Consider the following 23,093-nt stretch of genomic DNA (forward strand, 5'->3'; position numbering starts at 1 on the left):
AGCTATGAAAGAATATATAAGCAATCTAAAAAAAGTCTTTGTGGTAGCCGGTGCCATGCTAACCCTGGGATCGTGTGAAATTGACCACGCCCCCCTCGATAAGTATACAGATGCTGCCGTTTATCAAAATCCGGCAAACATCCGTTCTTATATGATCGGGATGTATAATGAATTCAGCACATTTAAATTTGGCGGTTTTCCAATAGGCTATGACAACGCGACTGACGCGTTAACGGATATCATGAAATATACCTCTGGTATATCGGGGAATGGTTCCGTGAATATTTTGGCCTCGGACGCTTCCAGAGTTAGTGCGGCAAGTCCACAGCTAAGCTATTGGACTACTGGCTATAACAGGATCCGTCGTTTAAACGAGTTTTTAGAAGGTTTGGAAACAAAAGCACAGGGACTTGATGCAGAAGCTAAGCTGAGGTATGAAGCAGAAGCGCGTTTTGTTCGCGGATATGTATATTTCTGGCTGGTTAAATTGCATGGAAGTGTAGTGCTGCTGGATAAGTTAACCACAGAAAAAGATAATCCGCGCGCCAAAGAAGATGATTGCTGGAACTTTATCGCCGCAGATTTCGCATTTGCAGGGCAGCACTTACCGAAGACATGGGACGCCGTGAATGCCGGAAGAGCCACTAAAGGTGCTGCTTACGGCATGCTTGCCAGGACATGGTTATATGCAGCTTCCATTGCTGAGTATGATAGGAAACAATTTAGCGCGGATGAATTAACCGGTGTGCCAGCTGAAAAGGCGACCGCATATTATACCAATGCGGCAAATGCGGCCGAGGAAGTTAAGAAACTCGCGGCAGAAGGATTGTATGATCTGGAGGCAAACTTCGCCAGTATTTTCACTAACAAAAACACGAAAGAAGCGCTCTTTAAGGTTGACTTCTCCAGGCCATTGATAACACATCAGCACGATCTTGGATTTGCGCCTGCTAAAGATGCTCCGGGCCAGGTATTGGTCTATGGAGTGCCCACTGCGGAACTGGTAGACGAATTTGAGATGAGTGATGGCTCGACTTTTTCCTGGTCTAACGCAGCTATGGCGGCAAATCCTTATGCCAACAGAGAAGCGCGTTTTAGCGCGACGATATTGCACAACGGATCTTCATGGAAAGGAAGAACCCTCAACACCACTACTGCTGATCCAATAGAAGGCTTTACAGAGTATGGTTTGTCGTCTGATCCAAAAAGAACGGTGAGCGGTTACTATGTGAAGAAATTCCTGGATCCGTTAAATACGAACATGGTGATTAACAAGAGCGATCAGAGCTGGATTGAGATGCGTTATGCGGAGGTGCTGTTGATCGATGCAGAAGCGAAGGTCAAGATCAATGATATTACCGGCGCAAAAACATCACTCAATACACTTAGAAACAAAAGAGGGTTGCCAAATACGCCATCGCAAAGCCCTGCTGAAATGATGCGTGCAATAGAACACGAAAGAATTGTGGAGTTGGCGTTTGAGGGACACCGTTACTGGGATCTTAGAAGATGGAGAAAAGCGCATATCGTGTTAAATAACGTGCGTTTCACAGGTCACAAAGGAACACCAAACGGGACGTCTACCAGCTATACAACAGTGCCGGTGGACAATGCCGACCGCCAGTTTACGCCAGCCTTATATTATATTCCTATCCCACTAGACGAGACTTTGAGAAACAACGCATTGCCACAAATCAAAGGATGGTAGAATCTAAGGATCATACAAAATTTTCAATCATGAAAAAATTATCATTAATTTTTACAGTTATAGCCCTGGCAGGTGTGACGCTAAGCTCTTGCAAAAAGGCGCAGGAGGTGGTTCCAAACACCAGCAATGAGCTTGCAGATATTTACGCCACGCTGGACGGATTGGGCACTAAGCGTGTTGCTGAGCCGCGTTTTAGTGCGAGTAACGATACGATTTATTTCGACCTGCCGTATTTTTATCCGGTAGATTCAGACAATGAAGTGGATCTGAGTCAGGTGATACTCCGGTCTACAGTTCCTTCGGATGCGATCGTGACTCCGGGTCTGGGAGTACTACAGGATGTATCTAAGCCATTTAACCTGAACATCACGTCAGGATCTGGTGAGACAAGATCCTTTGTAGTAGTTTCTAGAAAAGTTGGTGATTTATCGGTCGCCGATGCGAAAATAACCTATCAGGCCGGGGGCTCTACACAGGAGATAACGGCTGTGATTAAAGATTCAGATGTATTCTTCTACATTTTACCTGGTACCGATATCTCCAATGTAAGGCTTGATCTGGAGATCAACAAGCACTCAAGCAGTTCTATCCCTAGTGGTACGGCTATGGACCTTTCAAAGGACGTTCCGTTAACCATTACTGGTGTAGATGGCTCTAAGAAAGTATATACATTGAAGGCAACAGAGCCGGTTAAGCTTGATTATGGGGTAGGTATCAACAGGAGAATGTTCGTGAAGACTGCCGCAGAATTAGGTTTTACGACCAACATGGAAACCTCTTTGGCTGTAACAGGCGATTATCTTGTGACCTCGGTCAGGACTAATCCATCTGTTTATAAGGTGTATAACAGGTACACCGGTGCTTACATCAAAGATTTGCCGCTTCCTTTTAGTGCGCTTTCTTTCCAGGTAGCTCACGATGCCGGGGGTAACCTTTTAGGTGCCACTTATGCTGCTAAAAACGGCAAAATGATCATGTACAAATGGAGTAGTATTGATGCTGTTCCGGAGAAACTAATTGAGTGGACGAATAACAATCCTACAGGAATAACCGGTGACGGTGGTGCTGGAAGAAGGATAAATGTTTATGGTAATGTAAATACCAATGCAGTTATCATGTCGCCAGCTGGTCAGTCATCTATCATTTATAAATGGCGGATTGCAAATGGTGTGCTGGTAAGCAACACGCCGGAAGTAATCAGATATAAATCGGTAACAGGCGGTGCTGCTTCATTTATGGGGTATAACGCAGATGCTCAACCTACCTCTGCAGATGCCAATGCCGACTATTTCGTCAACTATCAGTTTGAAATAGGTCTGGTAAACGGAACGACGCACGAAAGGACTGTCGGCTTTGCTAACGAAACCGCTGTTTTCGGTATCTTCCACTTCGCTACCGACTATATCGAGTTTAATAATGCGAAATATCTTGCGGTTCAGAAACTGGTAAATACCTATAGTTATAATAACGCTATCATGGGTATATTCGATGTCACAGAAACCTCTAAAATAGGCTTGTCGGCAGCGGATCCAAGATACCGGACATTTAACATTTATAATTCGGAAATCTTTGTCGGTGCCAATCCAAATGCGAACGGTACAGGAGATATCTGTATTGCACTTTCTCCCGATAAGGAAAGGATGCAGGTTTATATGCTGTTAACCAATGGTGGCATCATGGCCCACGAATTTACCAAGTATACGCCTTAAGGCGATTTATCGCACCTCTCTGTATGCACAGAGAGGTGCTTTTTTTATAACAGTTTGTTTACTCTAACCAGAAAGAGCCATACATATGAAAAGAATTATAAATACCCTGTTTTTTCTCGGAGCAATTGGGCTTCTTGGTTTTTCGGCATGCAAAAAGTCAGATTCAGAAAAGGAAAACCCAGATCCAGCTCCAGGAGTGGATATAGATACCACTACAAGACGTGGCGAAGCAATCGCTTGGGTCGATGCCCGTTCAAATGTTTTCGGTACTTATGGACGTTTTAACGATACGGCTAAAATCCGCCGGACACTGGATACATTAAAACAAGTAGGAGTTACGGGTTTGGTATTGGATGTTAAAGGCTCTAACGGATACACCATGTACCCGAGTAATTATGCCGGCCAAGTGACTACGTTGGATGGGAAAACATTTACACCCGGTGTAGATTACGTAGGCTTTATGATATCAGAAGCAAGAAAGCGTAATTTAAAGGTGTATGCATCCATCATTACTTTTGTGGAAGGATCCGCGGGTAAAGGTAAGGTCTATGAAGATGCCGTATGGCGAGACCAATACCAGTCAATTGTTATGGATGCCAGCGGCAAACGTCATCCCATTACTGCTACCGGAAAAAATGGCTTTGTGAATCCCGCTATCCCGGAAGTTCAGGAAAGGGCGCTTAATATCGCGAAAGAGGTCGTTACTAAGTACGAGGTAGACGGACTGATACTTGATTACGCACGGTATACAGATATCAACGCGGATTTTTCAGACTACAGTAAAAATGATTTTATCAAGTTCCTGGAAACTAAGTACAAGGATTCAGAGGCGAAAAGGATGAACTTCCCTACAGATATCGTTTCCTCATGGAAAATAGTGAATGACCAGGTTTTGCCAAATGCTACGGGTAAGTATTACAAACGTTGGTTGCTTTATCGGGCAACTGTTATTCACGACTTTTTTGTCAAGGCGAGAGCTGCAGTTAAAAGCGTAAAGCCTTCGGTTAAGTTTGGGGTGTATGTGGGAGCATGGTACACTACATATTACCAGGTTGGAGTGAATTGGGCGAGTCAGGAATACGATCCCTTTAACGATCCGGAATTGCGTTTTGACTGGTCGTATCCTGATTATAATAAAACCGGATATGCAGAACAGCTCGATATGTTGATGACAGGAAATTATTTCACACAGCTGATGCTGAAAGACAACCCTGCAACCGCCAACCTGGCTTATCATTGGTGGAGCGTGGAAGGATCATTGAAAGGTGGTAAGTACATTACCAGGAACAAAATGCCTTTATACGCAAGTTTGGATTTAGGTAATGTTGATTGGCCTAATCAGCAGGCTATCAGCAATACCATTAAATACATGAAGGCAAATGCCACCGGCGGTGTCATGCTGTTTGATGTAGTGCATGTGTATGCACCTCAATATAACAGGCTGAAACAGCCGCTCTGGGAGGCTTTAAAAGAGGGATTGAAATAAATAGCTTTAGATGATAAGATCGAGAATCTTCTTTTTATGTACACTGTTTTGTATATCGGCTTTGCTGTGCGTTGCACAGCAAAAAGCCGATATACATGTACTGCTTCAAGGCAAAATAAGCGATGCGAGTGGAAAAGGTATTGGCGGTGTTATGGTTACCGATGGCACCAACTGCGTTTCTACAGATGTTGATGGCAATTATACGTTGCAAAGCACCAACCAGGCCATGTTCGTTTACATTACAGTGCCTTCAGGATACGAAATTCCGGCAAACAACAATCTGGCGAAGTTCTATCAAAAGATTACTCCTGTACATGGGCGTTACCAGGGAGATTTCTTACTGACAAAAATGTCGCGCGATGACAAAAAGCACTATACTATTGTTTGGGCCGATCCGCAGATCAACAGCCAGGAACAGGCGGATATGTTGCACAGCCAGGTGGTTAGCGATACCAGGCAGCATGCGAAAGAGCTGTTGAAAAAAGGCCCGGTAACAGGGATCGCTGCGGGAGACATTGCATGGGACGCCCCTGCCATCATTCCGGAATACAAAAAGGCGGTGAAGAATAGCGGAATTCCCTTCTTTCAGGTTCTGGGAAACCACGACATGGACATTCATACCAGAAGTGATGAGGCATCCGACAGGACATTTAAAGAAAGCTTCGGACCATCATGGTATTCCTTTAACCGGGGAGACGCCCATTACATTGTACTCGATAACGTATTTTATTATGCTAATGGCTACAATTACATCGGTTACATTACAGAAAAGCAGTTTAAATGGCTGGAGCAGGACCTAGCGAGGGTAAAACCGGGATCACTGGTGTTTGTGTCCATGCATATCTCCGCTTACACCGAGGATAAGAAAAGGTCTGGAAGCAAACAAGATAATCCGGGAAGTATCACCTTCAATAGGAAATTTCTTTATGATATGCTAAAGCCCTACCAGGCACATTTGTTGACCGGACATACCCATTACAACGAGAACTATGTAGAGGATAATGTTTATGAACACATACATGCATCGGTATGTGCTGCCTGGTGGACGTCGCCTATTTGCAACGATGGAACTCCAGGTGGTTACGGCGTATATGAGATTGACGGGAATGAATTAAAATGGTACTATAAATCGCTAGGCAGAGAAAAAGATTATCAGATGAAGTTATACCCACCGGGAAGTTATGCAGATAAGCCGGGCGCCGTTGTTGCGAATGTGTGGAACTGGGACAAAGACTGGAAGGTAGAATGGTTTGAGGATGGGAAGCTTATGGGGAATATGCAACAGTACACTGGTTTGGATGCCGATGCCGTGAAATATATGGCAGGCGCTGATAAGCCGGGAAAGTATTCGTGGATAGAGCCGATGCTTACCGATCATCTGTTTTTTGTTACGCCTTCGCACAAAGCAAAAAAGCTCAAGGTGGTTGCGACAGACCGTTTCGGTGAAAAGTATGTACAAGATCTTCGGTTAAAAGCAGACTAAACGATGATTTGGTGCTTATAGTAGAATCTTGGTCTTAGCTTATCTTATCAGGCATTAGGAAAAGGCATTTACTTAACTTAACAATAACGTGAAACACTCTATAATAAGGAGATTATTTTTTTTAGCGCTCGCGGTTGGATTGCCATTCGTCGGCAGTGCACAGTATACAAATGAAAAAGACACTAGCTACGCGAATGGTTATTACGTAAAGCGTGTTCAATATTTTCAGAGTTTACCGGTTCAAAAAAGACCGATTGTATTTCTCGGCAATAGCATCACGGAGGTTGGACAGTGGCAGGACGTGACCGGTATGAAAAACGTGATCAATCGGGGTATTAGCGGCGATAATTCGTTCGGCGTATTTTATCGTCTTGATGACATTCTTGTTCAGCGGCCCAGGAAAATTTTCATTGCGATTGGCGTGAATGATATTAAGCGGGGTACACCTGTAGAGGTGATTGCCAGGAATTATGAAAGGATCATTCGCAAGGTCCAAAAGGAACAGCCCAAGACACAGTTATATCTTCAAAGTGTATTGCCTGTTACCGAGTCGGTTTTAGCTGATATCTATAACAATATCCGCAATAACCGCATAATGGTATTGAACGCATTGATGAAAGATCTTTGCGTGAAATATAGGGTGACGTATGTAGACTTGTACAACAATGTCTTTAAGGATGAAAACGGTCAGCTCTTCCGCTCTCTGACTACGGACGGGCTGCATTTACAGCCGGAAGCATACGTGCTATGGGCGAACTATTTAAAAAAACAAAAGTATCTCTGATATGAAATTGAAATTCGTTAAAGCTGCGGTATTTAGCGCGGCATTATTCGCCGGTGGATCGGCTATGGCGCAGGAAGTAAAGATAGACAGCAGTTATAACAATGTCTATTACAAGGGTAGGATGGAACTCTTCGAAAATCTGCCATTGACTGGAAAATCTACTGTCTTTTTAGGTAATAGCATTACCGAAAGGGGCATGTGGCATGAATTGCTTCCCGGTAAAATTGTAATGAACAGGGGTATTGGAGGCGACAATACATTCGGTGTGTTGGCACGCATCGCGCCTATTATTTCTGCTAAGCCAGTCAAAGTATTTTTGCTAATCGGCATCAATGATATTGGCAGAAATCTACCTGTAGAAGTGATCGCAAGTAATTATGAAAAGATCATTCAGCAGTTCCGAAAAGGGTCTCCCAAAACGGTGATCTACCTGCAAAGCGTTTTGCCGATGAATGATGATATTTTGAAAGCCGACTACCTGAAAAATAAAGGACATCTCATCGTGCAGCTTAATGATAGGGTCAAGGCTCTGGCCGCGAAATACAAGCTGACTTATGTAAACCTGCATGAGGTGTTTGATGACGGGACTGGAAAACTAAAAGCTAGCTTAACGGACGATGGGATTCACATTAAGCCAGCTGCCTACGTCCTTTGGGTAGACTACCTGAAACGTAAGGCCTACTTATAGTAGTTCTTACGTATGACTAAGCAATAGATAGAAATCTGTTTCTGACTAGTAAGCAGGCACCCACGACGCCGGCTTTATCACCCAGATTGGATACTTTGATTTGCGTGTCGTTATTTACTAAACTGAGGGTGTATTTGTTAAGTGTGCTTTTAATGGGCAATATCAAATACTCCCCAGTTGCTACAAGATTTCCGCCCAGGATAACGAGTTCCGGGTTGAATATGTTTATAAGTGTGGCGATTCCTCTTCCCAGTTTCTCGCCTATATCCGCAATAAGCTCGATTGCGAGGGTATCGTCATTATTTGCCGCTTCAATGATATCTTCCAGTCTGATATCTTCAATAGATTCTATTTTGGACGTCAAGGCCGACGAAGATCCATTTCTCAGCTTCTCCCGGAAGAATCGGGTTAGTGCCCAGCCAGATGCCTCCGTTTCAAGACAGCCCTTTTTCCCGCAGTGACATATTATCTCATTTTTGAAAGATGGAATATGACCAAACTCGCCTGCGAAGCCTGATTTTCCATAATATAGCTGACTGTTTATAAGTATTCCCATGCCCAGGCCATAGTCGAGATTCAGAAAAAGGACATTTTTCTCATCCTTTACAATACCTGATGAAAACTCTCCGAAGGCCATAGCCCTGGAATCATTCTCCAGAAAGACCTTTATTCCTATTTGTGATTCGATGACTTTGCTCAGAGGCTCCTCGTTAAAATGGAAGAAGCTATAGCTATAGCCTGTCGCGTAGTTGATGCGGCCGGAAAGATTCAGACCGAGGCCGAGGATCTTATCTTTCGAAATGGAACTACCCTTTATAAAGCTTTTGATTAACCGGCACAGTTCATCAAGCGACTGGCTGTTATTTTCAAGCGCATAGGGCAGGTTCACAGAAAGATGAACAATGTCTTTTTGGAGGTTTGTCAATCCGATATTGACATGGTTTTGTTTTACATCAACACCCAGGAAGAATCCAGATTCGGGAAGTAGGCCAAAGATATTGGGTCTTCTCCCACCTGTCGAGTCGATTTTGCCGAAATCTTTTAAAATATTGTCGGCGATCAATTCATTTACCAGTGTGGCGACTTTAGGCGCACTTAAATTCAACTCTTTACATAGATCAGCTACGGTGCAATTGCCGAAGTTGGCCATATAAGAAATAACCGTTTTCTTAAGATTGATGTTTTTATAGGCAACGCCTGTCAATTTATCGGAGTTTAATTCTTCAAAAAAGGTTTTTTTCATAGTATTCGCTAAAGTTCAGGTTGCACTCCTAAAGAAAGGATTTATTCCTCTTTATATCAATCTTATTCTTCATAATTAATCCTTTTTATGGAAAATGGAATAAAACGGCTACTTTTTAAAAAAATGAAAAAACAAGTCGTCGCCTAACACAAATTGACGTCTTCGACTGCAATAGTTTATCGTAAAAATACGTAATTACGGACATTTTTGCTTCTTAGAAAGTTTGCAAACCGTTTAATAGAATAGCATCAATACCTCGTTACTGAAATAGAGCTAGTATTAAATCTTGTCTTTGATTGTTCCTGACTCCAGATTGATGTTCGACGAGCTAATAGTCGGAGAATTGGAGGGTTAGTAGACGATTTAGAATTTAAGGCATATTCTTAAGCTTAGAAGAGACTGCAGTTGGCTAAGTTTATTTTGCTACTATTTGGGGGCTGGGCTGAGATTATATATTGTTGTATTTCCCGATTTAGTTTTTTCGATTTTCTTCCACGGTTTTCAACGGAAAGTTCCTGGTTTATGAAGGGTTGAAAGATTATTGCTTACAATCGATATAGTAATAAGTACTTTAAGACTTAAGCTTAAGTATTAATAGTTTTAAAAATAATTTAATAATGCTATCTATGTTGGGTAAAATTATTATTTTAGCTTAATTAGTTCATTATGCATAAAATTAAAAAAATAGTTTGGCTCATGCTGGTACTGTCTTTAACGAATGTGTTAAAGGCGAATGACCGAAGTTCGGATATCCGCGTTGATTTACTTATTGTAGGCGGTGGAGCCAGCGGTACGACTGCGGGAATACAGGCAGCTCGGATGGGTGTGAAAACTTTGATAGTGGAGGAAACAGAGTGGCTGGGAGGGATGCTTACATCAGCAGGCGTATCAGCAATTGACGGAAATCATCAGATGCCTGCAGGCTTATGGGCCGAGTTTCGACAGAAACTATATAATCATTATGGTGGACCCGAAGCGGTTGAAACTGGTTGGGTGAGCAATACTTTATTCGAGCCACATGTTGGAAATAGGATATTAAAAGAGCTGGCAACGGAAAAGAACCTGTCTATATGGTATAATACGGAGTGGAGCAGTGTGTCCCGGAACGGCCAGCAATGGGAGGTATCTGTGAAAAAAGGGAAGAAGCTGCACAAAATCAGAGCGACCCAAATTATTGATGCGACCGAACTTGGTGATGTGATGGCCTATCTGAAAGTTCCATCCCGTCTTGGAATGGATAGTAAGGCTGAAATGGGTGAGGTATTTGCGCCGGATAATGCAAATGACATTATTCAGGATATGACTTACGTGGTCGTATTGAAAGACTACGGAGCAAAAGCCAATAAAACTATCAGGAAACCGGCTGGGTATGATCCTTCCGTTTTTAGCTGTTGCTGCGATGTGTCGGATCCGGCAAGTCATAACGGACCTGAAGACAATTGCTTTCAAATGATGCAGTACGGGCGTTTGCCAAATAATAAGTACATGATCAACTGGCCAAAGTGCGGTAATGATATTTATTTGAATATCATTGAAAAGAGCCGGGCGGACAGAAAGGAAGCACTTAAAGAAGCAAAGTTACATACCTTACGCTTTCTGTACTATTTGCAGACGGAGTTGGGATATAAGAACCTGGGTATTGCAGATGATGAGTTCCCGACGAAAGATAAGTTTCCTATGATTCCATATCATCGTGAGTCACGTCGCCTAAAGGGTATTGTTACGATGACCCTGGGGCACGTATCCAATCCTTATCAGTTTAATCAACCTTTATACAGAACCGGAATTGCGGTGGGTGACTATACAATAGATCATCATCATCTAAAGAATCCTTCTGCTCCAGCGATTGACTTCGTTAAGATTAAGGTTCCTTCTTATAATGTGCCACTGGGATCTTTAATCCCGGAACAGCAAGATGGGTTGATCGTATCGGAAAAGAGTATCAGCGTTAGCAATATTGTAAATGGAGCAACACGTTTGCAACCGGTAGTGCTTACCATTGGGCAGGCATCCGGTGCGTTGGCAGCAATAGCGATCAAAAATAAGGTTGAGCCAAGAAGCGTGAACATCAGGGAAGTACAACAGGCGTTGTTACAGTCGAAAGCCTATATCATGCCCTTTATCGATGTGAAGCCAGAAGATCAGGATTTTGCAGCTATTCAGCGCATTGGAGCAACAGGAATACTGGAAGGTATCGGGATATCTTATAAGTGGGCGAACCAAACATGGTTCTATCCAAAGAGGGAAATAAGTGAATATGAACTGGTTAAAGGACTGCAGAGCTATTATCCACAGTTGAAGATGTTTCAGGCATCAGGCGCAGTACTGACACCTGAGTTTTTTGTAGAAGTTCTAAAAGCGATAAAGCCGGAATTTAGTTATGAAACATTGGCTACAAGCTGGGCGCAAGCAGGTGTAAAAGCCACTTTGTCACCTGGCTTAGCCTTGGACAGGCGAACGGCTGCAGTTTTGATCGATAAATATCTTGATCCTTTTTCGGTTACGATTGACTTCAATGGCAATCCCAAATAGGTTAGAAGGAGTATGAAAAGATCCGAAAGTTTAGACGCACTTCGTGGCTTAGCGATTCTACTGATGGTGTATTCGGGAAGCATCGCTTTTGGTGAAGCACTGCCAGGATGGATGTTTCATGCTCAGGTTCCTCCACCGAAACATATTTTTAATCCTGACTTACCCGGAATAACCTGGGTGGATTTGGTCTTTCCTTTTTTTCTTTTCTCTATGGGCGCCGCTATTCCTTTAGCTGCCCAGAAGAGGATTCAGGCTAAGGAGCCCAAGAGGCAAGTATTCTTTCATATTCTTAAGCGGTTTTTGCTGCTGGCATTTTTTGCTCTATTCACGATGCATGCGAGGGCCTGGGTGATGAGTGCGACACCCTCTGTGACTGAGTATCTTTTTTCTATAGGGTGTTTTGTTTTGCTGTTTCTGATATACGGGTCGTTTAAAGGCATCATGGCGGCTAGAGTCGAAATGGCTTTGAAGGCGGGCGGTTGGATATTGGCTGTGGCTTTCCTTGTATTCTTTCCTTTCAAAGGGACGGGCTTCAGTGTCTACTCTGTTGATATTATTATTATGGTGTTAGCCAATATGGCGTTATTTGGGATGCTTATATGGTGGTTTACTAAAGAGAAGCCACTTTGGAGAATTGCAGTGTTACCTTTCGTAATGGCTGTGTTTCTGGCCTCGACAGAAAAGGATTCACTGAATATGCACTTCTTTAACTGGTCGCCATTTCCTTGGTTGTACAAATTTTACTATCTCAAATATCTGTTTATCATACTCCCTTCCACCCTTGCAGGGGAGTGGCTATTAGAGAGGAAAAGTACGGAAATGGATGATAAGAATGGCAAACTATGGGATTTGTCGGCTGTTTTGGTCATAGTGCTGATACTGCTGGTGAATTTGGCAGGACTATATATGCGATTGCTCGTATCTAACCTGATTTGCACGGTGGCACTTAGTGCTGGTCTGTTGACCTTGTTGAAAAGGTCCTTTCGGAATAGTCTTGTGGGACTAGATAAATTTGTCAATTCAGGGCTCTATCTGCTGATGCTGGGTTTGTGTTTTGAAGCTTATCAGGGCGGAATAAAAAAGGATTTTTCGACATACAGTTACTATTTTGTTTGTACGGGTCTGGCTTTCCTGACACTCACCGCTATGATGATACTAGAGGATCGGGGATATTTCAAGAGCGTAATGGCTTTTTTTGCCTCGAACGGTAAAAATCCGATGATTGCATATACAGCAGGTAATCTGTTGCTGATTCCTTTGTTCAAGATGACGGGTGTATCTGTATGGCTTGACAGCCTGATGGGCAATGCAGCTGAAGGTTTGCTTCGAGGAATCATTTTTACAATGATAGTTTCTCTGGTTACGGTCTTTTTTGTGAAGCGTAGGATTTTTTGGAAGACCTGATTGTAATGATATTAAAGATAATAAATAGTACGTGTCTGTTTCAGGTCTACAATTTGGGTCGAAGATAAGACGGAGGTTTGTAAAATATAGAAGTATGAAAATTACAGGAACTTTCCTTGACGAGATCTCACACGATATCCCCCATCAGAACTGGGGAAGAGAAGAGTGGGATAGGGATTTCGGGTATATGAAGAGCGTTGGGATAGATACCGTGATCATGATCAGAAGTGGTTATCGCCGGTTCGTCACTTATCCATCAGTCTATTTGCAAAGTACATTTGGCTGTTACGAACCTCCTGTGGATTTGGTGCAGATGTATTTGGAGCTGGCTGAAAAGCATGGGATGAAGTTTTACTTTGGCTTGTATGATAGCGGACATTACTGGGATACGGGAAATCTGCAGCACGAAATTGATGCTAACCGATATGTCATTGATGAAGTGTGGCAGAAGTACGGTCACTTCAAGAGCTTTGGTGGCTGGTATCTGAGTATGGAGATCAGTCGTCGGACTAAAGGCGCGACAGATGCATTCAGAACGCTTGGGATGCAATGTAAAGGAGTGAGCGGAGGCTTGCCGACTTTCATCTCTCCATGGATTGATGGTAAAAAGGCTGTTATGGCTGCCTCTGCAGGCTTATCTAAGGACGACGCAGTGTCGATTCGTGAGCATGAGCAGGAGTGGAGTGAAATCTTTGATGGCGTTCAGGGAGCTGTTGATGCCGTTGCTTTTCAGGACGGACATATTGACTATCATGAGTTGGACAGCTTCTTCGAAGTGAATAAGAAAATGGCAGACCGCTTTGGATTGGAATGCTGGACAAACGCCGAGAGCTTCGACAGGGATATGCCCATTAAGTTTCTGCCTATTAAGTTTGAGAAGTTGAGGCTGAAGCTAGAGGCTGCTTCCCGTGCCGGATATGATAAGGCTATCACATTTGAGTTTTCACACTTTATGAGTCCTCAGTCCGCGTATCCGCAGGCAGGACATTTATACAACAGATATCGGGAATATCTGGAATATTAGCGAATAAGAATAGGATATGAGAGAATACAGTAATATTTATCAGGAAGAATTGCTTCAGCAGGTACTTCCTTTTTGGATGAAAAATTCCAGGGACGAAGTACATGGTGGTTATTTTACCTGTTTAGATCGTGCGGGAGATGTATACGATACAGACAAATTCATCTGGCTGCAGGGCAGGCAGGTATGGATGTTTTCTATGCTATACAACAACGTTGAGCAGCGGGAAGATTGGTTGAAAATGGCCCTGCACGGGGCGGATTTCCTTCGAAAGAACGGTCGGGATAAAGAAGGAAACTGGTACTTTTCGCTAAACAGGGAAGGGAAGCCTTTGGTTCAGCCATACAATATCTTTTCAGACTGTTTTGCAGCGATGGGATTTGGAGCCTTGTATAAGGCTACACAAAGAGATGAGCATGCTGAAATCGCCCGCAGGACATTTGAGAAAATTTTAAGACGCAGTGGTAATACCAAAGGACAATACAATAAAATTTACCCCGGTACCAGGGAGCTCAAAGGCTTTTCTTTACCAATGATACTGAGTAATCTTTCTTTGGAGATTGAACATATATTGGACAAATCAGTTGTTGATAGCTTGATTTCTGAGGTGGTCCATGAGGTGCTTGACGTATTTTACAATGAAGAGATTGGCCTGGCCTTAGAGAATGTATATGCGGATGGGTCGTTTTGCGATTCGTTTGAAGGACGTACAGTCAACCCGGGTCACAATCTGGAAGCTATGTGGTTCCTGATGGATCTGGGCGTGAGACTGAATGATCAGAATTTGATTAACAAGGCTGTTAAGATTTCTCTTGACGTGCTGGAATATGGCTGGGATAAAGAGTTTGGAGGAATACTTTATTTCATGGATATCAAGGGGCATCCGCCGCAGCAGTTGGAGTGGGATCAGAAATTATGGTGGGTTCACGTTGAAGCACTGGTTTGTATGGCGAAGGCTTATCAACTAACAGGAAATGAGGCATGTCAAAAGTGGTTTGTGAAACTTCATGACTATACATGGAACCGGTTCAGGGATTCGCAGTTTGGTGGGGAATGGTTCGGTTATCTGAACAGACGGGGTGAAGTATTGCTTCCGCTGAAAGGTGGGAAGTGGAAGGGTTGTTTCCATGTTCCCAGATCTTTGTATCAGATATCGACGACACTTAAGAAGGAAGTTCTTAGCCAAGGTGTGACAGCTTAATACTCTATTAATTGAATTTCCAGCGGTTTGCAATCGACACAGGTGTCGGTTGCAAACCGCTTTTTTTTAACCCAGAGTTGGGTATCGAGCTATGATATGGTATTATAAATTATTCTCTTCTTCCGTATCGTTTTCGATCTCTTCAGCAGTTCTTAAAGGAACCAGCCCGGTTACAATAAATGCAGGAATTGTTGCAATAAGCACCCAAATGAAGAACTCCTTATAACCAAGAAAATCGCTTAACAAACCGCTTATCATCGATGGAATCATAAAACCCAGATTCATAAGTCCGCTTCCAAACGCATAGTGTGCCATCTTGTATTTCCCAGGTGCAATGTTTTGCATCATAAACAATATTAAACCCACAAATCCATAACCATACCCTAAATACTCAATGGCTACTGCCGTAGCGATCACATATAAGTCTGTAGGCATAAAAACTGCAAGAAACGCATAGGCAGCAAATGGTAAATTGAAGGAGGCGCATAAAACAAGCAAGGTACGCCGGGTCAATCCTTTATTTGACACATAGTATCCCGCAATTAAAGATCCTAATACAAAGGCAATCGATCCAAAAACACCATACAGCAATCCTATCTCCGAGGTGCTCAACCCTAGGCCCCCTGTTTCCCTTGATGCTTTAAAAAAGAGGGGAACTATTTTTATAGCCTGACCTTCTGCAAATCGGTAAAAAACAATAAAGCAGAGGCTATACCAAATGTTCTTCTTTTGGAAAAAGGTAATTATTACGTCCTTTAGCGTTGCAAACCCCTCTTTTACCGATGATGTATTTCTAACTGGAGCACCAGCCGGCAACGCACGCATATTATATAAGCCTAACGAAACCATGATAAGACCGTATACAAACATTACAGTCATCCACGCATTCTGTACCCCTATTTCTTTTTCGAGCTGACCGGCGAGATACACAAGCACACCACCAGAAAATACCTTGGCTATATTATAGAAGGCCCCCTGCCAACCAACGAATTTCGCTTGTAACTTTGGGCTGAGTTCGTTAAGATAGACCCCATCAGCTGCCGTATCATGCGTAGCTCCACTGATTGCAATTATAGTAAGCATGGCGATGGAGATACTAAAGAACTGATCTAGCTGTAAGGTTAGGGCCAACAGTCCAAACACTAAGCCAGTAAATATTTGCGTAGCGTAAACGAAGAACTTCTTCGTTTTGTACATTTCCAAAAATGGCCCCCATAAAGGCTTTAAGGTCCAGGGAAGCATCACGAGGGATGTCCAAAAAGCGATTTGAGTATCCGAAATCCCCATGTTTTTGTACATGATCGAACTCGCACCTGATAGTGCTACAAAAGGTAAGCCCATGGCGAACCATGTCGTAGGAATCCAAAGTATTGGATTGAAGGTCTTTTTTTCAGCTTGTGCCAATGTGAATTGATTATAAATTTGTTAAGAAGGGTAAAAAATCCGACGCATATTCGAGCTTAAACCACTTAAAGCTCCGCATATCAAATTTATAATTATTTTATAAGGAAAGGTGTCTTTTTAAGAAATATTAAAATTGGAATTAGCTTGTATTGTTTTCTTTGGCACCCTCATAATGACGATTATAGTTGGTCGCATTAATTCGTCGTAAATTGATGTTATTGCATTTATTTGATCGCTTTTATTTTAGTTACAAGTAAGGCAATTAGTATTCCAAAGCAACCTATAATCGCATAAGAGTATCTTAAATTTGCCAGTGCTGATATGTACCCTATAAGCGGAGGACCCAGCAGGAAGCCAAAGTAGCTAACGCCGGAAACCATCGCGAGCGCCATTCCCGGAGAAACTTTTTTATTGTTACCGGCAATCGTATAGACCATAGGCACGACACCTGATACACCTAAACCGACCAGCATAAACCCTATCGTCGCGGGGACAAGGTAAGGGAAGGTAACGGAGACAAACATACCGAGGGAGATCATTACTCCACTGAACTGCAACCACCTTTTTCTGCCGAACCTGGTAATCATTTTATCGCCAAGGAAACGTCCGGCCGCCATCATGATCATAAACGATGCATAGCCCAGTACGACGTATGCAGCAGGGGCATTGACAATATCTTTAAAGTAGATACCACTCCAGTCGAACATAGCGCCTTCGGTAGCCATACTGCAAAATCCGATGATCCCTAACTGGATCAGGACCTTGTCGGGTTTGTTAAATCCTTTTGCTTTTTTCTCTGCCACGGCAGGCTTGGTGCCTATAGCAAGATGCTTGAAGTTAAAGAAAATGTTAAGCCACAGAATAAGTGTAACTATCCAGAAGTGTGCATACGGTGCCTGTCCGAAGTTAATAAATACAAGACCGAGTAACGCGCCTGTGAAGCCGCCAAGGCTCCATGCGCCATGGAAAGACGACATAATGGGTTTGCCGTAAGCCTGCTCGGCCACTACTCCCTGTGTGTTAAGCGATATATTGCACATATTGCCGATCACTCCCCAAAGGAAAAGGAACAGCGCCAGCTGCCAGCCGGCTGCTGCAATGCCAAAATTGGTCAATGCCAGGGCATAGAAGGGAACTGTGGCGGTCAGCATTGTCTTGCTGCCGTATTTGGTTACCAGCCTTCCTGAAATGGGCATGGTTATCAGCTGGCCTAAGGGCAAAGCCAGAAGGATACTTCCGAGCATGGCGTCGGAGAGATTCAGCGTGTGTTTTATGTCGGGAATCCTGCTCGCCCAGGATGCAAAGCATACGCCTTGTCCGAAGTAAAAGAGGGATACGGCTAGACGAATGCGGTTAGGGGTTGAGATATTTTGATTGATTTGTACTGCTTCTGTATTCATGATCACGTTCCTGCCGGGATAATAACGGCCTTAAGAGAAGGTCGTTTTAGCGGAGAATTTTCTTTTTAATGTGTGGCCTAACGATGGTTAGGGTTTTGCGGTGCAAATATACGATTTAAAATGTTCATAATGAGAGGATCTTTGCGTATTCCCAGCCAATGATAGCAGTTTTTCTGGTATTGCCCCACATATATCCACCGAGTGTGCCAGATGTCTGGATGACCCTGTGGCAGGGGATAAGAAAGGCGACAGGATTGCGTCCGATAGCGGTTCCCACCGCGCGTGAGGCACCCGGACTGTCGACCTCCTTTGCTATCGTGCCATAGGTGCTGAGGGCGCCCATAGGGATTTTAAGCAATGCTTCCCATACTTTAAGCTGGAAGGCTGAGGCTTTAAGATGCAGCTTTACTTTATCGAGTGCTGTCCAGTCATTTTGAAAGATCTGAAGGGCAACTGTCTGAAAAGCGTCCGATTCTTCTTTAAAACCAGCGTTGGGGAACTTCGCCGAGAGTTTTGAAAGGGCAATGGCCTTGTCATCATCGAAAGCCATGTAGCAGACTCCCCGGGATGTAGATGCAACAATAACCTTCCCGAAGGGGGAGTTGGAAAAACGATAGTTTATATGAAGGCTCTGGCCGCCGTTTTTGTATTCTGCGGGGGTCATCCCTTCGATGGAGATGAAAAGGTCATGCAGCCTGCTGGTGCTCGATAAGCCGGTTTGGAAAGCGGTTTCCGAGAGAGTTGCCCGTTCATGGAGTAAGCTTTTAGCATGCTGCGTGCTGATGTATTGAAGAAATTTTTTTGGGGTGGTACCCGCCCAGTCTGTAAATAGCTTTTGGAAGTGAAAGGGGCTTAGGTGGATCTCCTCTGCTACATCGTCCAGGCTGGGCTGATTTTTGAAGTTAGTAAGTATAAATTCGATCGCCGAAGCGATGCGCTGGTAATTGATTTCTTCCTGAGTTTTCATTTCGCCGATTACTTTACAAATGTCGGAGATTATATGGCTTAGAAAATCCGAAACTTGCTCATTTTTTGGAAAATACTTCTTTCGTGTCTGAAAAGTTGAAGAAAACATTCAAGGCAGTTTTCCGGTTTAAAAAAACAGACGCTGTTGCTGCAAAGTCTGTGTCGATGTAAAATCTATTCGTTATGAAAAAGAATCTCATAATAGCCTGCGCATTTAGTCTTTCGATGGCGGCCTGTATCGGAACTGACAAGGATAAGGAAGTTCGGGGGTCAACAGCCGATACTGGCAAACTGGCTGTTTCTACAGGAAAGCCTACGGCAGCGGCCACGGTGGAAATTCCGGGGCTGGATACCATGGCGGCAAATAATGCCATTTTGCTTACAGGAAACGACCGTATGCAATACAGTGACACTCTTTTCAAAGTTAAGGCTTCGGAGAAGATTAAAGTGACGTTTAAGAACATCGGTAAAATGCCGAAAAACTCTATGGGACATAATTTTGTACTGCTCGCCCAAGGAACAGATTTCACAAATTTCGCCACGGAAGCTATGAAGGCCCGGGATGATGACTATATACCGAAGAACTTGAGTTCATCCATCATTGCGCATACCCGGTTGGTTGGCCCGGGAGAAACGGATGAAATTTCGTTTTCGGTGCCTAATAAGGGTATTTATGATTTCTTATGTTCTTTCCCGGGTCACTATGGTACGATGCGTGGAAAGCTGGTAGCGGAGTAAGTTCGTTATAATTCAAAGGTCAGAAGCGAGTGCTGGCTTGCCGTGTGTATATCTCTCCAAATACGGTTTAACAGCGTTGTTTTCCTGGCTGCATCGAGTCCACAGTAAGGGTAAAGATTGCCGGTAACTCTTCGGGAGATGTGGGCAAGCCTCTTACCCGTATGACTTACCTCTTCTAGTAGAGGTTCCCCTAAAGTTTGGCGTTGAAGGTCGCTCCATGATCTGTCTGCAATTTGGAAGAACTTGTTTCTGGCTTCTGAAAGAATTTGTTTTTCCCTGGCAAACGTCTCCTGGATGATACTGGAATGTTGTTTAGAGAACCGCTTCAGATTATCGGAGTTAAGCACAGAAGCTTCTGCTGTTTCGAGGAAATGGAGAGCCATTCCGGAAAAGTTTACGGCAAGGGTTGTTTCAGCGAGCTGAAGAAAGGGATAGTTACCTGCATTGGTTTGCGTTTTCAAGTCACCGTTGATTTCAAAGGAACGATTTTCGGGTATAATGAGGTTATTCACCTCGAAGCCGTGACTGCCTGTTGCGACCATACCCATGTATGCCCAGGTTGTAGTCGTTTTCACCTGGTTTCTCTCAAAGATGAAAGACTTGACAATTTCTCTGTCCTGTGCATCACGCGCGGCGGAGCCATCGCTGTTCCTGATGTAACAGTTTGCTGAGAAATGAGTAGCGTGCAGGGCTCCGCTTGAATACTTCCAGGATCCATTGATGAGATAACCCTCCGGAACTACTATTGCCGTGCCGCCTACGGCACCACTGCCGGTGATACAAGTTTCTGGGCTATTGAAGATCTGGTTGCGAGTATGATCTTCTAAAAAGCCGGCGAACCAGGATGCGCCACTGCATAAGGTTACCGTCCAGCCCGTACTTCCGTCTATCATGGCAATTGCTTCGAGCAGGCGAAGAATCGAAGGCAGCTCTATGTCTATCCCGCCGAGCTTTTTGGGAAGGTATAGCTTAAACCATCTTTCTTGCCTGATTAGATCAATGATTTCGGGATGAAGTCTGCCCGCTTCTTCTGACGCGGTAGCGTGTTTTGAAATAACCTGCGCGGCAGAATGGCTTAGGGTGAAGATATCCATAGCGAAACTTGTACTTGAGTGGTGCAAGTAGCGAAGTAAGGAAAATGTACTCAGAAAGACAACTAACCCATCTTTTTATTGCTTAATCTTTTCGCCCGATCTACTGCTATAAATCGTCATCAAGTACCCGGCTATCGGGGTAAAGCATATAGAGAAAAGGAGTGACCAGCCAAAGCCTATCTTTCTGGGTTTTCCAAAGAACCAGGCAACGAGAAAGCAAATCAGGAAATAGATCACCGCAGCAATAAGCAGATTTGTTTGGTTGGAATAGACATCAGGTTGTAGCATAATGGTAGGGTTTCTTACTAAACGGGATTTGGAAGGGATTTGTTTATTCAGCGTTTGGGTAGGCTAACGCATTGATTGTCAATGAAACCTGATATCTCATTTTTTATAATACTCTTCTCGCCTTAAGTTTTAGATTTGCGGTCTGCCAACAGGAGAAATACATTAAATGAGAAAATCCATCAGGAGGAAGGCTTACTCAGGCCTTGTATTCAATATTATATTTGTAAGTCTGCTCGCTTCTATGCTTGCCTCGACATTGAAATTGATCACTGAGCATTATCAGAATGAAATGATCCACAGGGCGTCGAATTATTTTGGTTTGGTCCTGGTATTTCCTTTGGTCGGTTTCACGCTGATCTTTCTATTAAGAAAACTCGTTTTTCATAATAAGCCGAATAAAGGAATTACAGAAATATATAATACGCTGGAAAACAGAAAGAACGAGCTTCCATTTTACAAGGTGCTCTCGCACTATGCCAACGGTTTTCTGACAGTGATCTTTGGAGGGTCAACGGGTGTGGAAGTTTCTACAGTTGTGGCGACGGCAGCAATTGGCACTAACGCTTACAAAAAAACGGGCCTTGCCTATAAGTACAAAACCGAGATTGTAGTGGCAGCGGTTGCTGCTGGTGTGGCAACGCTATTTGGCAGTCCCTTTGCCGGGCTCTTTTTTGCGGTGGAAGCGATTGCGCGCAAAGTATCGAACACGGTTGTAATCTCTGCTGTTCTGGCAGTAATCGTTGCATCTGCTACGACTTATCTGGTGGGTGCAGAACCCTTGTTCGTATTGCACCCTAAACCATGGTCGTTAACTGCCCTACCTTACCTGGTGGGTTTAAGTATTGTTGCGGGACTTTTATCTGTGTATTTTACGAAAGTCTGCTTGTTGATTAAACGCCGCTTTTCCATGATAAAAAACAACACCTATCGAATCGTTTTAGGTGCCGCGATTGTTGGAACGGCCATTTTGTTTCTGCCTCAACTTTATGGAGATAGTTACCATGTAGTCTCTGGTTTCTTAGAGAATACAGCCAATATAACTTTCTCTAATTCGCTTGGTTTGCTGCTTTTGGCTCTAATTATTTTAAAGCCTTTAGTTGCTTCCGTAACCCTTGGCGCGGGTGGCGACGGAGGGGTGTTCGCTCCGGGAATGGTCATTGGTGCTTTGCTGGGTCTGCTTTTCGCGATATCCTGTAACCATTATCTCGGTACTCACTTGATTGTCGTCAATTTTATGGTAATCGGAATGGCTGCTGTACTAAGCGGGTGTATTCATGCTCCGTTAACTGCAATAGCATTGTTTACGACATTGTCTGGATCGACATTGCTACTTATTCCGATCATCATGGCGTGTCTGATTGCAAAGTATACAGCGAAATCAGTTTATCAGTATTCGGTGTATAGTTACAAACCGTAAGCAGATCTCTTAAGCTGAGATTTAGGTATAAAAAAAGAGTGATTAAGTTATCCTTAATCACTCTTTCTTGTTTGGTGTGGAGCCGGAGGGATTCGAACCCTCCCGTATTCTTTTTCTTGGTCTTTGATCGCCGTTTCCATGCAATAGAGCGTGTTTTTGCCTTATGAAATATTGTGTTTTGACAGCTATCTGGTCAGCTGGCTAAATTCTCCTGATTTGTTCTCCAGCGCTGAGATCCTGGCATTTAGAATCTTTATTTCGACCTGCAGATTCTTTAAGTCAGTTACCAGGCTCGACTTTTGCTCCTTTACCTTCGCCGGACCGGTGCCGGTGATCATCCACATGGGATCGTAACCGAGCTTCAGGCAGATGATTTTTATAACCTCCAGTGGAATCGGTTGAGTGCCGGCAAGCATTCTGCTTATTGATGGTTGCGATACATCGCAAAACTTCGCAAAGTCGACTTGTCCGCCTTCGAAGCTCTCATATATTATTTGTAAGCGTTTGGCCGCTTGCTGGTCAATCAT

Annotated in this window: 19 protein-coding genes; 12 read left to right on the forward strand and 7 right to left on the reverse strand. The window is 43.6% G+C overall.

What is annotated here, in order from left to right; all coding sequences use genetic code 11:
- Positions 1-4: 4 nt before the first annotated feature.
- From B0I27_RS12265 to B0I27_RS12290, 6 genes are all read left to right on the forward strand, one after another.
- Positions 5-1,708, forward strand: a complete 1,704-nt coding sequence (locus B0I27_RS12265) for a RagB/SusD family nutrient uptake outer membrane protein (protein WP_106293750.1) — start codon at positions 5-7, stop codon at positions 1,706-1,708.
- A gap of 29 nt (positions 1,709-1,737) precedes the next feature.
- Complete coding sequence (locus B0I27_RS12270) at positions 1,738-3,417, forward strand: DUF5018 domain-containing protein (RefSeq protein ID WP_181276771.1); 1,680 nt, start codon at positions 1,738-1,740, stop codon at positions 3,415-3,417.
- 85 nt (positions 3,418-3,502) lie between these two features.
- Entirely contained in the window at positions 3,503-4,903 is a 1,401-nt protein-coding gene (locus B0I27_RS12275; RefSeq protein WP_106293754.1) for a family 10 glycosylhydrolase, read from the forward strand.
- A gap of 10 nt (positions 4,904-4,913) precedes the next feature.
- The gene (locus B0I27_RS12280) at positions 4,914-6,386 is read left to right on the forward strand and encodes a calcineurin-like phosphoesterase C-terminal domain-containing protein (protein WP_106293756.1); all 1,473 of its coding nucleotides are present in this window, start codon (positions 4,914-4,916) and stop codon (positions 6,384-6,386) included.
- A gap of 88 nt (positions 6,387-6,474) precedes the next feature.
- Positions 6,475-7,170, forward strand: a complete 696-nt coding sequence (locus B0I27_RS12285; RefSeq protein WP_106293758.1) for a GDSL-type esterase/lipase family protein — start codon at positions 6,475-6,477, stop codon at positions 7,168-7,170.
- Position 7,171: 1 nt separating this feature from the next.
- Positions 7,172-7,858 (forward strand): GDSL-type esterase/lipase family protein, encoded by a 687-nt coding sequence (locus B0I27_RS12290; protein ID WP_106293760.1) that lies wholly within the window; start codon positions 7,172-7,174, stop codon positions 7,856-7,858.
- Between the two features lie 16 nt (positions 7,859-7,874).
- On the opposite strand, the gene B0I27_RS12295 is transcribed toward B0I27_RS12290, so the two are convergent.
- The gene (locus B0I27_RS12295; protein WP_106293762.1) at positions 7,875-9,101 is read right to left on the reverse strand and encodes an ROK family transcriptional regulator; all 1,227 of its coding nucleotides are present in this window, start codon (positions 9,099-9,101) and stop codon (positions 7,875-7,877) included.
- 666 nt (positions 9,102-9,767) lie between these two features.
- On the opposite strand from B0I27_RS12295, the gene B0I27_RS12300 reads away from it, so the two are divergent.
- From B0I27_RS12300 to B0I27_RS12315, 4 genes are all read left to right on the forward strand, one after another.
- On the forward strand, positions 9,768-11,633 hold the full coding sequence (locus tag B0I27_RS12300) for an FAD-dependent oxidoreductase (RefSeq protein WP_106293764.1): 1,866 nt from the start codon (positions 9,768-9,770) through the stop codon (positions 11,631-11,633).
- 12 nt (positions 11,634-11,645) lie between these two features.
- Positions 11,646-13,037, forward strand: a complete 1,392-nt coding sequence (locus tag B0I27_RS12305; protein WP_106293766.1) for a DUF5009 domain-containing protein — start codon at positions 11,646-11,648, stop codon at positions 13,035-13,037.
- A 94-nt stretch (positions 13,038-13,131) separates the two neighbouring features.
- On the forward strand, positions 13,132-14,061 hold the full coding sequence (locus B0I27_RS12310; protein WP_106293768.1) for a DUF4434 domain-containing protein: 930 nt from the start codon (positions 13,132-13,134) through the stop codon (positions 14,059-14,061).
- 16 nt (positions 14,062-14,077) lie between these two features.
- A complete protein-coding gene (locus tag B0I27_RS12315; RefSeq protein ID WP_106293770.1) occupies positions 14,078-15,259 on the forward strand; it encodes a n-acyl-d-glucosamine 2-epimerase in 1,182 nt (393 codons plus the stop codon).
- Between the two features lie 102 nt (positions 15,260-15,361).
- On the opposite strand, the gene B0I27_RS12320 is transcribed toward B0I27_RS12315, so the two are convergent.
- The 3 genes from B0I27_RS12320 to B0I27_RS12330 all read right to left on the reverse strand — a co-directional run bounded on the left by B0I27_RS12320 (position 15,362) and on the right by B0I27_RS12330 (position 19,030).
- The gene (locus B0I27_RS12320; RefSeq protein ID WP_245925505.1) at positions 15,362-16,663 is read right to left on the reverse strand and encodes an MFS transporter; all 1,302 of its coding nucleotides are present in this window, start codon (positions 16,661-16,663) and stop codon (positions 15,362-15,364) included.
- A 224-nt stretch (positions 16,664-16,887) separates the two neighbouring features.
- On the reverse strand, positions 16,888-18,063 hold the full coding sequence (locus B0I27_RS12325; protein ID WP_106293772.1) for an MFS transporter: 1,176 nt from the start codon (positions 18,061-18,063) through the stop codon (positions 16,888-16,890).
- Between the two features lie 124 nt (positions 18,064-18,187).
- Positions 18,188-19,030: a methylated-DNA--[protein]-cysteine S-methyltransferase gene (locus B0I27_RS12330; RefSeq protein WP_106294019.1), complete on the reverse strand. Its 843-nt coding sequence runs from the start codon at positions 19,028-19,030 to the stop codon at positions 18,188-18,190.
- A 182-nt stretch (positions 19,031-19,212) separates the two neighbouring features.
- Here B0I27_RS12330 and B0I27_RS12335 point away from each other — a divergent pair, with 182 nt between their 5' ends.
- On the forward strand, positions 19,213-19,767 hold the full coding sequence (locus tag B0I27_RS12335) for a plastocyanin/azurin family copper-binding protein (protein WP_106293774.1): 555 nt from the start codon (positions 19,213-19,215) through the stop codon (positions 19,765-19,767).
- 5 nt (positions 19,768-19,772) lie between these two features.
- Here the strand turns inward: B0I27_RS12335 and B0I27_RS12340 are convergent, their stop codons facing one another.
- Positions 19,773-20,861, reverse strand: a complete 1,089-nt coding sequence (locus B0I27_RS12340; RefSeq protein WP_106293776.1) for an acyl-CoA dehydrogenase family protein — start codon at positions 20,859-20,861, stop codon at positions 19,773-19,775.
- A gap of 75 nt (positions 20,862-20,936) precedes the next feature.
- Positions 20,937-21,149, reverse strand: a complete 213-nt coding sequence (locus tag B0I27_RS12345) for a hypothetical protein (protein WP_106293778.1) — start codon at positions 21,147-21,149, stop codon at positions 20,937-20,939.
- A 166-nt stretch (positions 21,150-21,315) separates the two neighbouring features.
- Between B0I27_RS12345 and B0I27_RS12350 the strand changes: the two genes are divergently transcribed.
- Positions 21,316-22,566, forward strand: a complete 1,251-nt coding sequence (locus tag B0I27_RS12350) for a chloride channel protein (RefSeq protein WP_106293780.1) — start codon at positions 21,316-21,318, stop codon at positions 22,564-22,566.
- Positions 22,567-22,751: 185 nt separating this feature from the next.
- On the opposite strand, the gene B0I27_RS12355 is transcribed toward B0I27_RS12350, so the two are convergent.
- Complete coding sequence (locus tag B0I27_RS12355) at positions 22,752-23,093, reverse strand: helix-turn-helix domain-containing protein (protein ID WP_106293782.1); 342 nt, start codon at positions 23,091-23,093, stop codon at positions 22,752-22,754.

Origin of the sequence: Arcticibacter pallidicorallinus, from assembly GCF_003002875.1 — a bacterium.
Lineage (GTDB): Bacteria > Bacteroidota > Bacteroidia > Sphingobacteriales > Sphingobacteriaceae > Arcticibacter > Arcticibacter pallidicorallinus.